The organism is Variovorax sp. GW822-FHT04A09, assembly GCF_058801005.1.
In genome coordinates this window covers 246,066-264,827 of record NZ_JBXAMV010000003.1, presented here as the reverse complement: position 1 = coordinate 264,827, position 18,762 = coordinate 246,066, and the positions used below count along the sequence as shown (strand labels likewise).

Genomic DNA, 18,762 nt, shown 5'->3' with positions numbered 1-18,762 from the left:
AGGATTTCGACAATGAATGATCTGAACAAGCGTTCCCTTCTCAAGCTCGCCGCCCTCACCGCGGTGGCTTCGGCGGCCCTCATCGGCTGCGGCAAGAAGGAAGAGGCGGCCGCCCCCGCAGCATCGCCGGCGCCGGCCCCCGCGGCCGCCCCGGCCCCCGCACCGGCGGCCCCGCTGAACATCGCATTCGCCTATGTCGGTCCCGTGGGCGACGGCGGCTGGTCCTTCGCGCACGACAACGCCCGCAAGGCGCTCGAGAAGGAATTCGGCGACAAGATCAAGACCACCTTCGTCGAAAGCGTGCCCGAGTCGGCCGACGCCGAGCGCGTGTTCCGCGACTTCGTGGGCCAGGGCAACAAGCTGATCTTCGGCACCACCTTCGGCTACATGGAGCCCATGCTCAAGGTCGCCAACGACAGCAAGGACGTGAAGTTCGAGCATGCCACCGGCTACAAGACCGCCGAGAACATGCGCACTTACGACAGCCGCACCTACGAAGGCGCGTACATGGCCGGCGTGATTGCCGGTTCGATGACCAAGAGCAACACGCTGGGCGTGGTCGGCTCGGTGCCGATCCCTGAAGTGCTGCGCAACATCAACAGCTTCACGCTGGGCGCGCAGTCGGTCAACCCGAAGATCACGACCAAGGTCGTGTGGGTGAACGAGTGGTTCAGCCCGCCCAAGGAAACCGAAGCCGCCACCGCCCTCATCAACGGCGGCGCCGACGTGCTGTTCCAGAACACCGACTCGCCAGCCGTGCTCAAGACCGCCCAAGAGAAGGGCAAGCGTGCCTTCGGCTGGGACTCCGACATGACCGCCTACGGCCCGAAGGCCCACCTGGGCTCGGCCATCATCAACTGGGCGCCGTACTACATCAAGACCACGCAGGACGCGCTGGACGGCAAGTGGGCCACCGGCCAGACTTGGTGGGGCGTGAAGGAAGGCGCGATCGACATCGTCTCGATCGCCGAAGACGTGCCCGCCGAAGCCAAGGCCAAGGTCGAGGAAATCAAGAAGGGCCTGAAGGACGGCAGCTTCTCGATCTGGAAGGGCCCGATCGTCGGCCAGGACGGCAAGGAGCTGATCGCCAAGGACGCGGTCGCCGACGACAAGTTCCTGTCGGGCGTGAATTTCTACGTCAAGGGCGTCGAAGGCAAGGTGCCGGGCGGCGACAAGAAGTAATCATTGGTCGATCGCTTCGGCGATTGCCACGAGAAGGGTCGTCTGCGGACGGCCCTTTTTTCATTCAGGAAAGGGATTCACACCATGAAGCTGCAGAGGGTCATGGCGGCAGGCGTGGCACTGCTGGCCGTGTCGATGTCGTTCGCCGCACCGCCGACGTTCTCGAAAGAAGAGCAGCGCCTGCGCCAGGCCGTGGACGACGCGGAAATGTGCTTTCACTTCGCCGGCGAATTCAACGGCGACGGTTCGGCGCACGACAAGGAAGTGGCGCGCCAACAGCGCCAGCATTGCGGCAAGGAAGGCCAGCAGCTGGTGCTGCGGGCCTACCGCAAGAACCCGCAGGACACGCGCCTCTACCCGGCGGTGCTGCGGCTGGACGGGCTGATGCCGGGGCTCACGTTGCCCGCAGCCGAGAAGGCCCGGCTGTGCGCCGTGGCCAGGACGGAACTGGCCTGCCCCTGAGTCGGCTTACTGCGCAGCCGCCTGCAGCTGCGCCGCCATCTTCTGATGGATCAGGTTCACCGCCTTCAACGGCCGCAGCATCACCTTGAACTCGATGATCCGGCCTTCGGCGTTCCACTTCATCATGTCCACGCCGTTGATGGCGATGCCGTCCAGCTCGAGTTCGAACTCGAGCACGGCGTCGTTCGGGCCCTGGAGTTCGCGCACGTAGCGGAAGCTCTCGTTGAAGAAGACCTGGAAGGCCGCAGCCAGGTACTGCTTCGTGATCGCCTTGCCGACCTGCGGCCGGTGCACCACGGGCGAGAGGAAGACGGCGTCGTCGGCCAGCAGGGCGTCGAGGCCCGCCACGTCGCGTGTCTTGACGAGCCGGTGCCAGGTGGAAAGGGTGTCGATCGCCATGGGTCTCCTCGCGCGGTGGATGGATGGGGAAGCCCAGTCTAGCGAAGCGCCCGCGGGCCCATCGTCGCGGGCGCGACGGAGCTCGGAAGGCGTTCTTACGCGCCCTGCCAGCGCTTGAGCACCAGCGTGGCGTTGGTGCCGCCGAAGCCGAAGCTGTTGCTCATCACGGTGTCGACGGTGGCGTTCTCGCGCGTGGCGGTGAGGATGGGCATGTCGGCCACTTCGGGGTCGAGCGCCTCGATGTTGGCCGAGCCTGCCATGAAGCGGCCTTCCATCATCAGCAGGCAGTAGATCGCCTCGTGCACGCCGGCGGCGCCCAGCGAGTGGCCCGACAGGCTCTTGGTGGAGCTGATGGCCGGCGCCTTGTCGCCGAAGACTTCGCGCACGCCCTTCATTTCCATGACGTCGCCGACGGGCGTCGAGGTGCCGTGGGTGTTCAGGTAGTCGATGGGCGTGTCGACGGTCGACAGGGCCATCTGCATGCAGCGCACGGCGCCTTCGCCGCTGGGCGCAACCATGTCGTAGCCGTCGGAGGTGGCGCCGTAGCCGACGATTTCGGCGTAGATTTTTGCGCCGCGTGCCAATGCATGGTCGAGTGACTCGACCACCACCATGCCGCCGCCGCCGGCGATGACGAAGCCGTCGCGCTCGGCGTCGTAGGCGCGCGAGGCCTTTTCGGGCGTGTCGTTGTACTTGGTGGACAGCGCGCCCATGGCGTCGAACAGGAACGACTGGGTCCAGTGCTCTTCTTCACCGCCGCCGGCGAACACGATGTCCTGCTTGCCCATCTGGATCTGCTCCATGGCGTTGCCGATGCAGTGCGCGCTGGTGGCGCAGGCCGAGGCGATGGAGTAGTTCAGGCCCTTGATCTTGAAGGGCGTGGCCAGGCAGGCCGACACGGTGCTGCTCATGGTGCGCGTCACGCGGTAGGGGCCGACGCGCTTGACGCCCTTTTCGCGCAGCAGGTCGAGCGCTTCCATCTGGTTCAGCGTGGAGGCGCCGCCCGAGCCGGCGATGAGGCCGGTGCGCGGGTTGGACACCTGCTCCTCGGTCAGGCCGGCATCGGCAATGGCGTCCTTCATGGCCAGGTAGGCGTAGGCCGCGGCGTGGCCGACGAAGCGATAGAGCTTGCGGTCGATGAGGTCTTCGAGGGGAAGGTCGATGGAGCCGGCCACCTGGCTGCGCAGGCCCATTTCGGCGTAGGCCGGCTGGAACCGGATGCCGGGGCGGCTGGCGCGCAGGTTGGCGGAGACGGTCTCCTTGTCGTTGCCCAGGCACGAAACGATGCCCAGACCGGTGATGACGACGCGGCGCATGGCGAAACCCTCAGAAGTTGTCGGTGGAAGTGAACACGCCGACCCGCAGGCCCTCGGCGGTGTAGATCTGGCGGCCGTCGACGCTCACCGAGCCGTCGGCGATGGCCAGGTTCAGCTTGCCCTTGAGCACGCGCTTGATCTGGATGCTGTAGGTGACGAGCTTGGCGGTCGGCAGGACCTGGCCCGTGAACTTCACTTCGCCCGAGCCCAGGGCCCGGCCACGGCCCGGCAGGCCCTGCCAGCCGAGGAAGAAGCCCACCAGCTGCCACATGGCGTCCAGGCCCAGGCAGCCCGGCATGACCGGGTCGCCTTCGAAGTGGCAGGCGAAAAACCACAGGTCGGGCGTGATGTCGAGCTCGGCCGTGAGTTCGCCCTTGCCGTAGGTGCCGCCCTCGGCGCTGATGTGGGTGATGCGGTCCACCATCAGCATGTTCGGGGCGGGCAGCTGTGCGTTGCCGGGGCCGAACAGTTCGCCGCGGCTGCAGCGCAGCAGGTCTTCGCGGGTGAAGGCGTTTTGTAGGGTCATGCGAGTCGATCAAGGACGGCGCCAGGGGCACGAATGCACGCTGCGCGCGGATTGGAGGGAACACGCCCGATGCCGGGCCTGCCGGGGTCCAAGCCTAGCGCATCCGCCATGGCCCGATTTGACCCAGATCAGTTTGGGGGAAATGGGGCTGGCAGCGTATACGTTTTCGGGGATGCCGCGCAGGGTGTCTGCCCTTATGCTGTGCGCGATCACAACGTCGATTTCCCACGCCCCATGACCGATTCCAGCCGCCCCCTCTTCGACCCCAGCTTCGCGCAGCGCATTCCCGCCGAACGCCTGCCCGAGCTGCTGCGTGCCATGCCCAAGGCCGAGCTGCACATGCACATCGAAGGCTCGCTCGAGCCCGAGCTGATCTTCGCGCTCGCGCAGCGAAACGGTGTCTCGATCCCGTATGCCAGCGTGGAAGACCTGCGCAAGGCCTACGCCTTCACCAACCTGCAGACCTTTCTCGACATCTACTACGCCGGCGCCAGCGTGCTGCTGAAAGAGCAGGACTTCTACGACATGGCCTGGGCCTACCTGGAGCGCGCCGCGGCCGACCACGTGGTGCACACCGAGATGTTCTTCGACCCGCAGACGCACACGGCGCGCGGCGTGGCGATGGAGACGGTGGTGAACGGCCTGCACCGCGCCTGCGTCGATGCGCTGCCCAAGCTGGGCGTGAGCGCCTCGCTCATCCTGTGCTTCCTGCGCCACCTGAGCGAGGAAGAGGCCTTCGAGACGCTGGAGCAGGCGCTGCCGTACCGTGACAAGTTCATCGGCGTGGGGCTCGATTCGAGCGAGGTCGGCCACCCGCCCGAGAAGTTCGCGCGCGTGTTCGCGCGCTGCCGCGAACTGGGCTTTCACCTGGTCGCGCACGCGGGCGAAGAGGGCCCGCCAGCCTACGTGTGGAGCGCGCTCGACGTGCTGAAGGTCGAGCGCGTCGACCACGGCGTGCAAAGCGCGAAAGACCCGGCGCTGATGAAGCGGCTGGCGCAGGACCGCATTCCGCTCACCGTGTGCCCGCTGTCGAACCTCAAGCTGTGCGTGTTCCCCGACCTGTCGCAGCACAACCTGGGCGGGCTGCTCGACGCGGGGCTGGTCGCCACCGTCAACTCGGACGACCCGGCCTACTTCGGCGGCTACATGAACCAGAACTTCACGCAGACCTTCGCCGCCACCGGCCTGGGCGTGCAGCAGGCCTGGCAGCTCGCGGCGAACAGCTTCGAGGGCAGCTTCATCGACGCGGCCGCCAAGCGCGCCTACGTCGACCGGCTCAACGCCGTCTTCGCGACCTTCTGAGTCAGCTCGGCCGTGCAGGCGCCGGGACCGGCGTTGCGGCGCGGCACGAGCAGCGGCATGGCCACCAGCGCACACGCACTGGCCGCCAGCCACACGACCGGCCAGCCCTGCAGTGCCAGCAGGTGCGGAATCGAGAACGGCGTGACGAAGCACACGAGGAACACGCTGGTGTTCGCCATGCCCAGCGCGGTGCCGGCGCGCGCCGCGCCGGCCAGCGTGGCCAGCTCGGTGTACGCCACGCCGTGCCAGGCCGACACGCACACGCCGCTCACGGCCAGCAGCGCGATCAGCGCCAAGCGCAGCGGCAGGGGCGGTGCCTCGGTGCCCGCCGCCATCACCAGCGCGGCCAGGCCCGCGAACAGCAGCACGCTGAGCGCGCTGCAGGCGCGCAGGTAGGCCGGGCGGTTGCGGCGGCGGTCGGTCCAGCAGCCGCTCCACACGCGCATCGCCATCGCGCCGACCTGCACGAAGACCATGGCGGCGGTGATCGTGCCCAGGCCCACGTGGCCGAAGTCGTGCAGGAACACCGTGCCGAAGGACAGCACCGCGAACTGCGGCGCGCACAGGATGCCGATGCCGGCCACGATGCGCCACACGCGCACATCGCGCAGCGGGCCGGTCTTCGGCGCCGACGCTTCCACGTTCGCATGGCGGGGCGCCACGGGCGGCTCGTGCACCCAGGCCCAGCTCATCGCCGCGCTCAGCGCGCACAGCAGCGCCAGCAGACCGTACAGCGCGGCAAAGCCGAAGTGCAGCGCCACGAAGGGCAGCACCAGTGCGCCGATGCCGCCGCCCATCGGCACGGCGGTCTGGCGGATGCTCATGGCCAGGCCGCGCTCGCCGGCGTCGAACCAGGTCATCACCGCGCGCCCGCTGGCGCCGTTCACGCTGCCGCCGAGCAGGCCCACCAGCAGCAGCCCCGCGCCCAGCACGCCGAGGCCCGGCACGTGGCCGGCGCCCGGCGCGGCCCACAGCGCCATCGCGACCAGCGCGATCGCCGTGCTGCCCAGCCCGGCCAGCAGCACGGGGCGGTCGCCCCAGCGGTCGGTCAGCAGGCCCCAGGGCAGCTCGCTCACGGCGATGCCCAGGCCCATGAGGCCGAGCACCAGGCCGAGCGCGGCGTTGTCCAGCTGGTAGCCGGTGCGCATGAGCACGGCGGTCATCGGGATGCCGCTGAAGGCGACCGAGAAGGCCGCGTTGGCGGCGACGCCGGCGGCGAGCACCTTCCAGCGGTGGCGGGGCGACAACGGGGGGGAGGAGGGCGATTGGGTCATGTTGCAGCGCAGTGTCGGCCGCTGAAAAGGTTTTGAAAATCAGAAAATAATGAGCGGATCGTCCTGAAATTCAGGATGATCGAGAAGCCTCATGCAAGGACCCGCGATGACCCAGGTGATGTTCGATCTCGACGTGCTGCGCACCTTTTCCACCGGCATGGCGCTCGGCAGCTACGCGCGCGCGGCCGACAAGCTGGGCCGCTCGACCTCGGCCGTGAGCGCGCAGCTCAAAAAGCTGGAGTCGCAGGCCGGCACCGTGCTGTTCCGCAAGGAGGGCCGCGGCCTGGCGCTCACCGACGCGGGCGAGACGCTGCTGGCCTACGCGCACCGCATGCTCGAGCTCAACGACGAGGCCAGCGCCGCCCTGCGCGGTGCCGACCTGCAGGGCTGGGTGCGGCTGGGCCTGCAGGAAGACTTCGGCGAGACGCTGCTGCCGGCCGTGCTCGGCCGCTTCGCGCGCGCCCATCCCAAGGTGCGCATCGAGGCCTGCGTGGCGCGCAGCGGCGAGCTGCGCGAGCGGCTCGAGCTGGGCCAGCTCGACCTGGCGCTGGCGTGGGACGCGGGCGACCAGCCGCTGTCGCCGCATGCCGAGCGCGTGGCGCGGATGCCGCTGCTGTGGATCGGCCCCACGGCGCCCGAACGCGTCGATGCGCCCTGGTGGACCGAGCGCGAGCACCGCGCGGGCGTTCGCGCCGTGAAGAGCAAGGAGCCGCTGCCGCTCATCATGCTCGACGCCCCGTGCCCGCTGCGCGAGATCGTCATCACCGCGCTCGACCGCGCCGGCCTGCCGTGGCGCCGCGCCTTCGGCAGCGCCAGCCTGGCGGCGCTGTGGGCCGCGACCTCGGCCGGGCTGGGCCTGACCGTGCGCACGCCGTTCGGCTTGCCTGCGCATGTGCGCGCGCTCGACCGCGCGGTGCTCTCGCTGCCGGCGCTGCCGCAGATCTCGCTCGTGCTGTACCGCGCGCAGGCCCGTGCCGAGGCCCCGGCGAGCCGGCTGGCCACGCTGCTGCTGGAGGCCGTGCGCCAGCATCTGCAGGTCGAGACCGTGCAACCCCGCTGAGCGCAGGCCCTTGCGCGGGCCGCCGCCGCGATGCGTGAGAATCCGCCGCTGGAGACAAGTACAAGAGACAAGACCCAAGCGAGACGGCATGACCACCACGCGGCACAACTCCCTGCACCTGTGGGACGACAGGTTCCTCTACATCACGCCGGCGATCCAGTCGGGGCTCACGGCGCGTTCGTCGGCCACGCTGCTGGCGTCGGTGAGCGGCCATCCCTTCACGCTGGAGGCGGTCGACGGCACGCGCGTGCGCTGCACCGCCGCGCTGGTGGGACCGCATGTGTCGCGCCGCCTCGACGTCGACGGCTGCGGGCTGCTGTCGCTCAACCTCGACCCGGCCTCCAGCGCCTACCGCATGCTCTCGCGGCACCTGGGCGGCCACGGCATCCAGCCGCTCGACGCGCGCCGCTTCGGCCGCGCGCGCGACGACTTCGAACCGGCGCAGCACGGCGCGCTGTCCGACCGGCGCCTGCAGCTACTGAGCTCCAGGCTGGTCACCGCGATCACCGAGTGCCCCGAGATCGAAGCCGCCATCGACCCGCGCATCGACCGCGTGCTGCAGGCCATCCGCACGCATGCGGGGCAGATCCCGCTGCGCGAGCTGTCGGCGCTGGCCTTTCTTTCGCCCGACCGGCTCACGCACCTGTTCGCGCAGCAGGTGGGCGTGTCGATCAAGCGCTATGCGCTGTGGACCAAGGTGCGCCGCACGGTGCAGCAGTTCACGGCGCGCCGCCCGCTGACCGACGTGGCGCTGGTCAGCGGCTTCACCGACGCGGCGCACATGAGCCGCACCTTTCAGCGCTACTTCGGCCTGTCGCCGTCCTTCCTGTCGAACCAGGTGCGCGTGACGGCCGACGAGCAGGCCTCGCACGCGTGGGGGCGCGGGATGGCGCACTGAGTCTTCCGCGGTCTCCAGGCGCGGCACAGCAGGACAGCGGCTGCGTTCAAGCCGCAGCCGGTCTGCCTGCCTAAGCTGGCGATGCTCCATCAAGAGAGCATCAACCGGAGACATCCATGAGACAGACATCCTCGCGCGGCGCCATGCCGCTGTCCCTGCTCGCGTTGGTCACAGCGACCACGCTCACCGCCTGCGGTGGCGGTGGTGGAGGCGGCAACGGGTTCCCGTTCTTTCCCATCGGCGGCACCCCGCCCACCAACCCGCCGGCCGAAGGCAGCTACAAGGCCGAGATCCGCCGCACCGCCCTGGGCGTGCCGCACATCAAGGCCGACAACTGGCCCGGCGTGGGCTACGGCTACGGTTTTGCGCAGGCGGAAGACGACCTGTGCACGATGGCCGATTCCTTCCTTACCTATCGCGGCGAGCGTTCGCAGTACCTCGGCGGCGATGCGCAGCTCGTGGCCAGCAGCACCATCGCGCGGCCGAAGAACATCGACTCCGACTTCTTCCACAAGCAGGTGATCTCGGCCGACGTGCTCGCGAAGATGATCGCCGCCCAGCCCGACAACCTGAAGCAGCTGGTCGAGGGCTTCGCCGCCGGCTACAACCGCTACGTGCGCGACGTGAAGGCCGGCGGCACGGCGCACCAGGCCTGCCGCAACGAAGCCTGGGTGAAGCCCATCACTGCCGAGGACATCTACCGCCGCATGTACGCGGCCAACCTCGCGGGCGGCTACAGCAACTTCCTGGCGAACATCGCCAATGCGATCGCACCCGCACCGGCGGCGCCCACCAAGATGGCTGCGCGCGGCGGCGCGAAGAAGGCCTCGCTGCAGGTGGCGGCGCTCGTCAACGTGCCCGAGCTGCAGGTCGGCGGCAAGGAGGGCGTGGGCAGCAACATGATCGGCTTCGGCACCGCCGCCACCGGTGACAGCAGCCCGCTGCTCTTCGGCAACCCGCACTGGTACTGGCGCGGGCCGGACCGCTTCTACCAGGCGCAACTCACGATTCCGGGCCAGCTCAACATCAGCGGCACCTCGTTCCTCGGCATTCCGGTGATCCTCATCGGCTTCAACGACAACATCGCGTGGAGCCACACGGTGTCGACCGCGCGCCGCTTCGGCTTCTACGAACTGAAGCTCGCGGCGGGCGACCCGACCAGCTACATGCGCGACGGCAAGCCCGTGAAGATGCAGGCGCTCAACATCACCGTCAACGTGAAGCAGACCGACGGCAGCGTGGCGCCGGTGACGCGCACGCTCTACAAGTCGGAGTACGGGCCGATGGTCAACCTCACGACCTTCGGTGCGCCGTTCGCCTGGAGCCAGACCACGGCCTTCGCGATCCGCGACATCAACGGCGAGAACTACCGCACCTTCAAGAACTGGCTGCGCTGGAACCAGGCCAAGTCGCTGGACGAGTTCATCGCCATCCAGCGCGAGGAAGCGGCCATTCCGTGGGTCAACACCGTGGCCGTGGGCCGCGGCGCGGCCAAGGCCTGGTATGCGGACATCGGCGCGGTTCCCAACGTGTCGCCCGCCCAGGTGGCCAGCTGCACGACGCCGCTGGGCGCGGCGGCCGGCGCCTCGCTGCCGCGCGTGCCCTTCTTCGACGGCTCGAAGAGCGAATGCGACTGGCAGACCGATGCCGACTCGGCGCAGAAGGGCGCCATCGGCGCGGCCCGGCTGCCGAGCCTGCTGCGCGACGACTACGTCGAGAACTCGAACGACAGCTACTGGCTCGCGAACCCGAAGGCGCCGATGACCGGCTACCCGGCCATCATGGGGCCCGCGGGCACGGAGGCCGTGAGCTTCCGCACGCGCCTGGGCAACCTGATGGCGCAGGCGCGCATCGACGGCACCGACAGCTACGCCGGCAAGGCGGCCACGCCCGAGACCGTCAAGCAGATGGTGCTCAACAGCCGCGTGCTGACGGCCGAACTGTTCAAGGACCAGGCGCTGGCCATGGTGTGCGCGACGCCGACGATCAACGTGGCGACCGATCCGCAAGGCGGCGCCGCCATCGGGCGCGACGTGGACACCGGCCCGGCCTGCGCGGTGCTCAAGGCCTGGAACAACACGGGCACGATCGGCGCGCGCGGCGCGCACATCTGGGACGAGTTCTGGAACCGCGCGTCGCTGCAATCCGCGGCCACGCTCTACAACGTGCCGTTCAGCGCGAGCGATCCGATCCACACGCCGCGCGACCTGAAGGCCGGCGCCGCGAGTGCCCTGCAGCAGGCCTTTGGCGCAGCCGTCGCGCGCGTGGAGGCCAGCGGCTTTGCACTCGATGCACAGCGCGGTGACTACCTGTTCGCCACGCGCGGCGGCCAGAAGATCCCGCTGTACGGCGGCTGCCACGGCCCGGGCTATTTCACCATCGCGTGCTCGGAGAACCGTCTGGACAAGGGCGGCTACACCATGGACGGCAACCCGAACGGCAACAGCTACATGCAGATCGTGCGGTTCCCTGAAGGCGGCGTGGAGGCCCACACCTTCCTGACGTTCTCGCTGTCGGACGACCCGGCCTCGGCGCACAACGCCGACTACACCCGGGCCTACAGCGCGGGGCAGTGGCTGAAGGTGCCGTTCTCCGAAGCGGAGATCAAGGGCGACGCGGCCTACCGCAGCGCGGTCGTCAGCGAGTAGCGGACGACGTGCGGGACGCGGCTCGCTGCGCGAGCCAGTTCCACCCGGCGCCTGCGGCCATGAGCACGCAGGTGCCGAGGAACACGGCGCGCATGCCGACGTGCCCGCCCACGAAGCCGCCCAGCAGCGGGCCCGCCACCTGGCCCGCGTACTGTGCCGAGGTCGAGTAGCCCAGCATGTTGCCGGCCACGCGCTCGGGCACGTTGTGGCGGATCACGCTGGCGATGCAGGGCAGCAGCCCGCCGAGCGACAGCCCCATGAGAAAGCGCAGCACCACCAGCTGCCAGCCCGCCGTGACGAAGGCCTGCGGAATCAGCAGCAGCGCTGACACCGCGAGGCACCCGACGATCACGTTCCAGTGCCCCACGCGGTCGGCCAGCTTGCCCAGCCGCGAGGCCGAGAGGATGCTGCCGAGCGCGGCGGCCGACATCACGAGGCCGGCCATCATCGTCACGCGCTGCGGGTCGTCGAGCAGCGTGGCGACGTAGACCGTGATGATCGGCTCGATCGACATGTTCGCGAGCATCAGCAGCATGCCGGTGAAGAGCATCGCGACCAGCGGGCGCTTGTCGGGCACGGCGGCCCAGCCGGTGTCGTCGGAGGCGCCGCGCTGCTTCGCTGCGGAAGGCGCCTTCTTCTCTTCACGGATGAGAAAGGCCGTCGCGAGAAAGGCGATGAAGATCATCGCGCCCGCCGCGAAGAAGGTGTTGCGGATGCCGACCAGCGGCGGCAGCACCCCGCCCACCAGCGGCCCCACGAGGTTGCCCGCCATGATGGCCGACGACATCGTGCCCAGGGCCCAGCCGGTGCGGTCCTTGGGCGTCTGCGTGGCGACCAGCACCATCGAGCCCGAGGCGTACCCGCCGAGCAGCCCCGCCAGCAGCCGCAGGCCCACGAGCTGCCACACGTTGGCCGCGAGGCCGATCAGCGCCATCGCCACCGCCATGCCGAGGCTCGCGCGGATCAGCATCGGCTTGCGCCCGTAGCGATCGGCCAGCCGGCCCCACAGCGGCGCGACCAGCGCGGCGCTCAGGAAGGTGGCGCCGTAGGCCGCGCCCGACCACTGCACGATGGCCGCGTGGTCCTTCACGCCGAGCTGCTCGACGTACAGCGGCAGGAAGGGCAGCAGCAGCGTCATCGCGATGATGGTCGTGAAGGAGCCGAACATGCAGACCGCGAGGTTGCGCTGCCAGTGTGCGTGGGCGCCCGGTTCGGCTGTGGGGGCACCTGTTGTCGTTGTCGTCGGGTTGGTCATGGTGGGGAACGCCCATTGTGGGACGACCCGCGCGGGCTGGCGCTTGCCGATTGGTGGGGGCACCCATCGCGGCGCGGGAAGGGCGCAGGCCGTATCCCTCCCGCTGGCGCGGTGCGACGGGTTGGTCTAGCCTTGTGTCTGCTGCTTCAAACAACCCTCTTTTCAGGACATGGCCATGAAACGCATCGGCATGCTCGTCTTCCCCGGTTTCCAGATCCTCGACCTCGCTGCCATTGCCGCGTTCGAGCTCGCGAACCTCCATGCCGGCAAGCAGGTCTACCAGGTCGAGCTGCTGTCCGAAGAGGGCGGCCCCGTGACCAGCTCGTCGGGCGTGGTCACCGACAGCAAGCGCTTCGGCACGGGGAAGTTCGACACGCTGGTGATGAGCGGCGCGCTCTTCATCGCGCCCACGTCCGAGAAGATGTGCCGCTTCCTGCGCGCGGGGCTGCGCAACGCGCGCCGCGTGACCAGCATCTGCACCGGCGCCTTCGGGCTGGCGGATGCGGGCCTGCTCGACGGACGCCGGGCGACCACGCACTGGTCCTTTGCGGGCGAGCTGCAGAAGCGCCACCCTGCCGTCAAGGTGCAGCCCGACCGCATCTTCATCAACGACGGGCCGGTGTGGACCTCGGCCGGCATGACGGCGGGCATCGACCTCGTGCTGGCCCTGGTGGAAGAAGACCTCGGCGTGGAGGCGGCACGGTTCGCGGCGAGGAAGCTGGTCGTGTACCACCGCCGCGCGGGCGGGCAGTCGCAGCATTCCGCGCTGCTCGAGCTGGCGCCCAAGTCGGACCGCATCCAGAAGGCGCTGGTGCATGCGCGCGCCAACCTGCGCGAGACACTGTCGGTGGACGAACTGGCCGAGGTCGCGCACCTCAGCCCGCGCCAGTTCAGCCGCGCCTTCAAGGCCGAGACCGGGCAGTCGCCGGCGCACGCGGTCGAGAACCTGCGCGTGGAGGCGGCACGCACGCTGATCGACGAGGGCAGCCTCGCGCTCGGCGTGGTCGCGCGCGAAACGGGCTTCGGCGACCCCGAGCGCATGCGCCGCGCCTTCCTGCGCACGCTGGGGCATCCGCCGCAGAGCGTGCGCCGCGTGGCCCGTCGGGAGGCCGCGACGGCTTGAGCAGCGTATGTCCTGAAAGGTGGCTTATATGACATTTACGCCATCGCCTTGCAGGAAGAGACTTCTCCCCACGGCCACACACCCGTGGCGACGAAGGAAACTCCATGACTGCAACCCAAGCAAATCCGAACAAGGGCACGGCCCTCATCACCGGCGCGTCGTCGGGCATCGGCGCCGTGTACGCGGACCGTCTCGCGCGGCGCGGCTTCGACCTGATCCTGGTGGCGCGCAACCGCGAGCGCCTCGCCGCGCTGGCCGCGAAGCTCTCGGACGAGACCGGGCGCAAGGTCGATGTCCTTCCGGCCGACCTGTCCGACCGGAAGGACATCGCGTCCGTGGAAGCCGTGCTGCGCACCCGCGGCGACATCACCCTGCTGGTGAACAACGCCGGCTTCGGCGCCGCCGCGCCGCTGCTCGGCTCGGACATCGACAAGATGGAGGACATGATCGAGCTCAACGTGAGCGCGCTCACGCGGCTCACCTATGCGGCCGTGCCCGGCTTCGTCGAACGTGGTGCCGGCACGCTGGTGAACATAGCCTCCATCGTGGCGATCTCGCCCGAGACGCTCAACGGCGTGTACGGCGGCACCAAGGCCTTCGTGCTGGCGCTGAGCCAGTCACTGCAGCACGAGCTGAAGGACAAGGGCGTGCGCGTGCAGGCGGTGCTGCCCGGTGCGACAGCCACTGAGTTCTGGGGCGTTGCGGGCGTGCCGATGGCGCACCTGCCCAAGGAGATCGTGATGACGGCGCAGGACATGGTCGACGCGGCCCTCGCGGGGCTCGACCAGGGCGAGCAGGTCACGATTCCGGCGCTGCCCGACCTCGCCGAGTGGGATGCGTTCGATGCGGCGCGGCGTGCGATGTCGGGGCGGTTGTCGAGCACGGCGCCGGCGGCGCGCTACCGGGCGAACGGAGCGGATGCGGCGGCGCGGGCATGACACCTGTGCCTGCGTGGCTGTGGGCGGCGAGCAGGGCTCGCTGAGCCCCGGCGCTTAAAATCTCCACCCCGCAGCAGGGCGTCCCGGCCTGCTGCGGGGTTTTGCTTTTCCGGGGCCATGTAGAGGACCACCATGTACAAAAACCTCGCGGGCCGCGCCGTTCTGGCGTGGGTGACCGCCTGTTTTTTATCCCCCGCCTTTTCACAGACCGCACCGCCGAAGCCGCCCCTGGCCAAGGACGCGCTGAAGATCGGCTTTGTCTATGTCACGCCGGTCACCGATGCCGGCTGGGTGCGCCAGCATGAAGAAGGCCGCAAGGCTGTCGAGGCCGCGCTGGGCCCCCGCGTGAACACCGTCTTCGTCGAGAACGTGCCTGAGGGCGCCGACGCCGAGCGCGTGATCCGCGACCTTGCGCAGCAGGGCAGCCAGCTGATCTTCACGCCCAGCTTCGGCTACATGGAGCCGACGCTGAAGGTCGCGAAGGACTTTCCCGGCGTGAAGTTCGAATCGATCACCGGCTACAAGACCGCGCCCAATGTGGCGACCGCCAACGCCCGCTACTACGAAGGCCGCTACCTCGCGGGCATCGCGGCCGGGCGCATGACGAAGACGAACGTGGCCGGCTACGTCGCGGGCTTTCCGATTCCCGAGGTGCTGCAGGGCATCAATGCCTTCACGCTCGGCATGCGCTCGGTGAACCCGAAGGCCAAGGTGATCGTGGTGTGGCTCAACGAGTGGTTCGATCCGCCGAAGGAGCGCGACGCGGCGATGGCGCTGTTCAACCAGAACGCCGACGTGCTCGCCTTCCACACCGGTTCCACCGCCGTGATGGCCGCCGCCCAGGAGCGCGGCAAGATGGCCGTGGCCTACCACTCCGACATGCGCAAGATCGCGCCCGACGCGCAGATCGTCGCGGTCACGCACCAGTGGGGCGGCTACTACACGCAGCGCGCGAAGGCCGTGCTCGACGGCACCTGGAAGAGCGGCAACCTCTGGGGCGGCGTGAAGGAAGGAATGATCCGCGTCGGCGACTTCGGCACCAAGGTACCCAAGGCCGTGCAGGACGAGGTGCTGGCGCGGCAGAAGGACGTCGCGGCGGGCAAACTGCAGCCGTTCCGCGCGGTGGCGGCCGATGTGCGCGACAACGAAGGCCGCGTCGCGATCGCCAAGGGCGCGCAGCTGGGCGACGAACAGATCCTGCAGATGAACTGGCTGGCCGAGGGCGTGCAGGGGCGGGTGGCGCGCTGAGCGCGGCCTTTTGCCCTGCCTGAAGAGAGCGTTGCGCGTATAGCACTCATACGCGCAGGGCAATTCCCGCCGTCCGGGGCTGGATTACCCTCCGCATCCACGATGAAAAAAGCCTACCGCGCCTCCCTCCTGCGATTCGACGCCGCCGGCCTGCCCGTCTTCGATGAAGACGGCCTGCTGGTCGTCGCCCCCGACAGCACCGGCCGCCAGCGCGTGCTCGACGCCGGCAGCCATGCCGATGTGTCGCAGCGCCATGCCGGCGCCCACACCACCCACCTGCCGGGCCGCATCCTGGCGCCGGGCTTCGTGGACATGCACGTGCATTACCCGCAGACCGACATCATCGGCGCGCCCGCCGCCGGCCTGCTGCCCTGGCTCGAGAACTACACCTTCCCGGCCGAAAGCAAGTTCGCCGACCCCGCGCACTCGCGCGTGGTGGCCGACGTGTTCTTCGACGAGCTGCTGCGCAACGGCGTGACCACCTCGCTGACCTTCGCGACCTCGCACGTCGCCTCGGTCGACGCTTTCTTCGAGAGCGCGCAGCGCCGCCAATTGCGCATGATCACCGGCAAGGTGCTGCAGGACCGCAACTCGCCCGACGGCGTGCGCGACGACACCGAGCAGAGCCTGGTCGACACCGAGGCGCTGATCCGCAAGTGGCACAACGTCGATCGCCTGGGCTACGCCATCACGCCGCGCTTCGCACCCACCAGCACCGACGCGCAGATGCGCGGCGCCGGCGAGCTGGCCGCGACGTACGGCGACACCTGGATCCAGTCGCACGTGGCCGAGAACCGCGACGAGGTGAAGTGGGCGCGCGAGCTGTACCCCAAGTCGCGCTCCTACCTCGACGTGTACGCCGACTTCGGCCTGCTGCGCGAGCGCGCCGTGTACGCCCACTGCATCTACCTGGACGACACCGACCGTGCGCTCATGCACGAGACCAAGACGGCCGCCGCCGTGAGCCCCACGAGCAACCTGTTCCTGGGCAGCGGCTTCTTCGACTTCGGCGCGGCCGACCGCCTCGAGCAACCCTACGGCCTGGCCAGCGACGTGGGCGGCGGCACGAGCTTCAGCCCCTTCCACACCATGCTGGCCGCCTACTACGTCGGTCGCGAGGGCCAGACCAAGACCGGCCTGAGCATCGCGCCCTCGCGGCTGTGGTGGCACCACACCGGCGGCGCGGCGCGTTCGCTGGGGCTGGGCGGCGTGGTCGGCAACCTGCAGCCGGGCTGCGAGGCCGACTTCCTGGTGCTCAACCCCTCCGCCACGCCGCTCCTGGCGCGCAAGACCTCGCTGGCCAACAACCTCGAAGAGCTGCTGTTCGCGATGATCGTGCTGGGCGACGACCGGCTGGTCGAGCGCACGGTGATTTCGCAGGCGGGCTGAGCGGCGCCTGCGGGGGGAGGGCGCGCAGGGCGCCCATGCCACAATTCGGCCCCGATTTCCCCCGCAGCAGCATCAGCGAGCGCATATGAGCATCAAGAGCGACAAATGGATCCGGCGCATGGCCGAGAACGAAGGAATGATCGATCCCTTCGAACCGGGCCAGGTGCGCGAGAACGACGGCCACAAGATCATCAGCTACGGCACCTCCAGCTACGGCTACGACATCCGGTGCGCGCCCGAGTTCAAGGTCTTCACCAACATCCACAGCACCGTGGTCGACCCGAAGAACTTCGACGAGAAGAGCTTCGTCGACATGCACGGCGACTACTGCATCATTCCGCCCAACAGCTTCGCGCTGGCGCGCACCGTGGAGTACTTCCGCATCCCGCGCAACGTGCTGACCATCTGCCTGGGCAAGAGCACCTACGCGCGCTGCGGCATCATCGTCAACGTGACCCCGTTCGAGCCCGAATGGGAAGGCTACGTGACGCTGGAGTTCAGCAACACCACGCCGCTGCCCGCCAAGATCTACGCGGGCGAAGGCTGCGCGCAGGTGCTGTTCTTCGAGAGCGACGAGGTCTGCGAGACCAGCTACAAGGACCGCGGCGGCAAGTACCAGGGCCAGCGCGGCGTCACGCTGCCCAAGACCTGACAGCCTGATACAGGCATCCTGACCGCCAGTTACGTTCCGGGCGGCCGGGCCAAGTACCATCCTGCGACGTTCCGGCAAATACGCCGTTCAGCAAGCCGGCAAGGAGACTGCGATGAGATGGGAAGGCAACGAACAATCCGACAACGTCGAAGACCGCCGTGACGGCGGGGGTGGCGGCGGAGGCGGCGGTTTCATCGGTGGGCGCGGCATTGGCATCGGCACCATCGCGGTCGCGCTCATCGCCGGCTGGATCTTCGGCATCAACCCGCTCACCGTGCTGAGCCTGCTCAGCGGCGGCGGCGACCCGGTCCAGGTGCAGCAACAGCAGCAAGGCCCCGCGCCCAAGCCGCCCACCGGCGACCGCGAGGCGGCCTTCGTCTCCACCGTGCTGAAGAACACCGAGGTGGTCTGGACCGATCTCTTCCGCAAGAGTGGCGGCAACTACCAGGCGCCCCGGCTCGTGCTGTTCCGCGGCGCCACGCCCACGGCCTGCGGCACCGGTCAATCGGCCATGGGGCCGTTCTACTGCCCGGGCGACAAGAAGGTCTACATCGACCTCGCGTTCTACGACACCCTCAAGAACCAGCTCGGCGCGCCGGGCGAGTTCGCGCAGGCGTACGTCATCGCGCACGAGGTGGGCCACCACGTGCAGGACGAACTCGGCATCACCGCCAAGGTCGACGGCATGCGCGGGCGCCTGAGCCAGTCGCAGAACAACGCCGTCAGCGTGCGCGTCGAGCTGCAGGCCGACTGCTTCGCGGGCGTGTGGGCGCACCACTCGCAGGAGTCGAAGAAGTGGCTCGACCCGGGCGACATCGAGGCCGCCATGAACGCCGCGCAGAAGATCGGCGACGACGCCCTGCAGCGCTCCGCAGGCCGCGCCGTGGTGCCCGACAGCTTCACTCACGGCTCCAGTGCACAGCGCCAACGCTGGTTCGGCACGGGCTACCAGACGGGTGAAATGAAGTCCTGCGACACCTTCAACGCGCGCAATCTGTAAAGATTGTCTCCCGAGAGCCCCAAGTTCATTGGGGTCTTTGCTATTGAATAAATAGCAATTCGGCCTGCGCGGATGTTGTCGTTTCGTTGT

The 18,762-nt window shown here is 68.8% G+C and carries 17 protein-coding genes; 12 read left to right on the top strand and 5 right to left on the bottom strand.

All coding sequences use genetic code 11. The features are described 5' to 3' along the window. Positions 1 to 12 precede the first annotated feature (12 nt). Positions 13 to 1,182, top strand: coding sequence for a BMP family ABC transporter substrate-binding protein (locus AC1RLW_RS17735; RefSeq protein ID WP_062477516.1), 1,170 nt, complete (start codon positions 13 to 15; stop codon positions 1,180 to 1,182). Positions 1,183 to 1,266: 84 nt separating this feature from the next. Continuing rightward, entirely contained in the window at positions 1,267 to 1,644 is a 378-nt protein-coding gene (locus tag AC1RLW_RS17730) for a hypothetical protein (protein ID WP_493194236.1), read from the top strand. Positions 1,645 to 1,650: 6 nt separating this feature from the next. Here the strand turns inward: AC1RLW_RS17730 and AC1RLW_RS17725 are convergent, their stop codons facing one another. From AC1RLW_RS17725 to fabA, 3 genes are all read right to left on the bottom strand, one after another. After that, the gene (locus tag AC1RLW_RS17725) at positions 1,651 to 2,043 is read right to left on the bottom strand and encodes a nuclear transport factor 2 family protein (RefSeq protein WP_493194235.1); all 393 of its coding nucleotides are present in this window, start codon (positions 2,041 to 2,043) and stop codon (positions 1,651 to 1,653) included. Positions 2,044 to 2,138: 95 nt separating this feature from the next. Further along, the gene (fabB, locus tag AC1RLW_RS17720) at positions 2,139 to 3,359 is read right to left on the bottom strand and encodes a beta-ketoacyl-ACP synthase I (protein WP_493194233.1); all 1,221 of its coding nucleotides are present in this window, start codon (positions 3,357 to 3,359) and stop codon (positions 2,139 to 2,141) included. 10 nt (positions 3,360 to 3,369) lie between these two features. Continuing rightward, on the bottom strand, positions 3,370 to 3,885 hold the full coding sequence (gene fabA, locus AC1RLW_RS17715) for a 3-hydroxyacyl-[acyl-carrier-protein] dehydratase FabA (RefSeq protein ID WP_056574156.1): 516 nt from the start codon (positions 3,883 to 3,885) through the stop codon (positions 3,370 to 3,372). Between the two features lie 234 nt (positions 3,886 to 4,119). Here fabA and AC1RLW_RS17710 point away from each other — a divergent pair, with 234 nt between their 5' ends. After that, positions 4,120 to 5,187, top strand: coding sequence for an adenosine deaminase (locus tag AC1RLW_RS17710; protein WP_493194232.1), 1,068 nt, complete (start codon positions 4,120 to 4,122; stop codon positions 5,185 to 5,187). On the opposite strand, the gene AC1RLW_RS17705 is transcribed toward AC1RLW_RS17710, so the two are convergent. After that, on the bottom strand, positions 5,148 to 6,461 hold the full coding sequence (locus tag AC1RLW_RS17705) for an MFS transporter (RefSeq protein ID WP_493194231.1): 1,314 nt from the start codon (positions 6,459 to 6,461) through the stop codon (positions 5,148 to 5,150). The two genes, AC1RLW_RS17710 and AC1RLW_RS17705, sit on opposite strands and share 40 nt — an antisense overlap. Positions 6,462 to 6,567: 106 nt before the next feature. On the opposite strand from AC1RLW_RS17705, the gene AC1RLW_RS17700 reads away from it, so the two are divergent. The 3 genes from AC1RLW_RS17700 (at position 6,568) to AC1RLW_RS17690 (ending at position 11,067) form a co-directional block, all read left to right on the top strand. After that, positions 6,568 to 7,521, top strand: a complete 954-nt coding sequence (locus AC1RLW_RS17700) for a LysR substrate-binding domain-containing protein (protein WP_062477531.1) — start codon at positions 6,568 to 6,570, stop codon at positions 7,519 to 7,521. A gap of 88 nt (positions 7,522 to 7,609) precedes the next feature. Then, a complete protein-coding gene (locus AC1RLW_RS17695) occupies positions 7,610 to 8,419 on the top strand; it encodes a helix-turn-helix domain-containing protein (RefSeq protein WP_493194229.1) in 810 nt (269 codons plus the stop codon). A 116-nt stretch (positions 8,420 to 8,535) separates the two neighbouring features. Further along, complete coding sequence (locus AC1RLW_RS17690) at positions 8,536 to 11,067, top strand: penicillin acylase family protein (RefSeq protein WP_493194228.1); 2,532 nt, start codon at positions 8,536 to 8,538, stop codon at positions 11,065 to 11,067. Here AC1RLW_RS17690 and AC1RLW_RS17685 read toward each other — a convergent pair. Further along, complete coding sequence (locus AC1RLW_RS17685) at positions 11,057 to 12,322, bottom strand: MFS transporter (protein ID WP_493194226.1); 1,266 nt, start codon at positions 12,320 to 12,322, stop codon at positions 11,057 to 11,059. The genes AC1RLW_RS17690 and AC1RLW_RS17685 overlap by 11 nt on opposite strands. A gap of 175 nt (positions 12,323 to 12,497) precedes the next feature. Here AC1RLW_RS17685 and AC1RLW_RS17680 point away from each other — a divergent pair, with 175 nt between their 5' ends. The 6 genes from AC1RLW_RS17680 (at position 12,498) to ypfJ (ending at position 18,672) form a co-directional block, all read left to right on the top strand. Continuing rightward, a complete protein-coding gene (locus AC1RLW_RS17680) occupies positions 12,498 to 13,445 on the top strand; it encodes a GlxA family transcriptional regulator (protein WP_493194225.1) in 948 nt (315 codons plus the stop codon). 104 nt (positions 13,446 to 13,549) lie between these two features. After that, on the top strand, positions 13,550 to 14,383 hold the full coding sequence (locus tag AC1RLW_RS17675; RefSeq protein ID WP_493194223.1) for an SDR family NAD(P)-dependent oxidoreductase: 834 nt from the start codon (positions 13,550 to 13,552) through the stop codon (positions 14,381 to 14,383). Positions 14,384 to 14,515: 132 nt separating this feature from the next. Continuing rightward, positions 14,516 to 15,631, top strand: a complete 1,116-nt coding sequence (locus AC1RLW_RS17670) for a BMP family ABC transporter substrate-binding protein (RefSeq protein ID WP_493194221.1) — start codon at positions 14,516 to 14,518, stop codon at positions 15,629 to 15,631. Positions 15,632 to 15,733: 102 nt separating this feature from the next. Further along, positions 15,734 to 17,020: a guanine deaminase gene (gene guaD / locus AC1RLW_RS17665; RefSeq protein ID WP_493194220.1), complete on the top strand. Its 1,287-nt coding sequence runs from the start codon at positions 15,734 to 15,736 to the stop codon at positions 17,018 to 17,020. Between the two features lie 85 nt (positions 17,021 to 17,105). Then, positions 17,106 to 17,672 (top strand): dCTP deaminase, encoded by a 567-nt coding sequence (gene dcd / locus AC1RLW_RS17660; protein ID WP_062477547.1) that lies wholly within the window; start codon positions 17,106 to 17,108, stop codon positions 17,670 to 17,672. Between the two features lie 112 nt (positions 17,673 to 17,784). After that, positions 17,785 to 18,672 carry a KPN_02809 family neutral zinc metallopeptidase gene (ypfJ, locus tag AC1RLW_RS17655; RefSeq protein ID WP_062477550.1) on the top strand — a complete coding sequence of 296 codons (888 nt, stop codon included), beginning with the start codon at positions 17,785 to 17,787 and terminating at the stop codon, positions 18,670 to 18,672. Positions 18,673 to 18,762 lie beyond the last annotated feature (90 nt).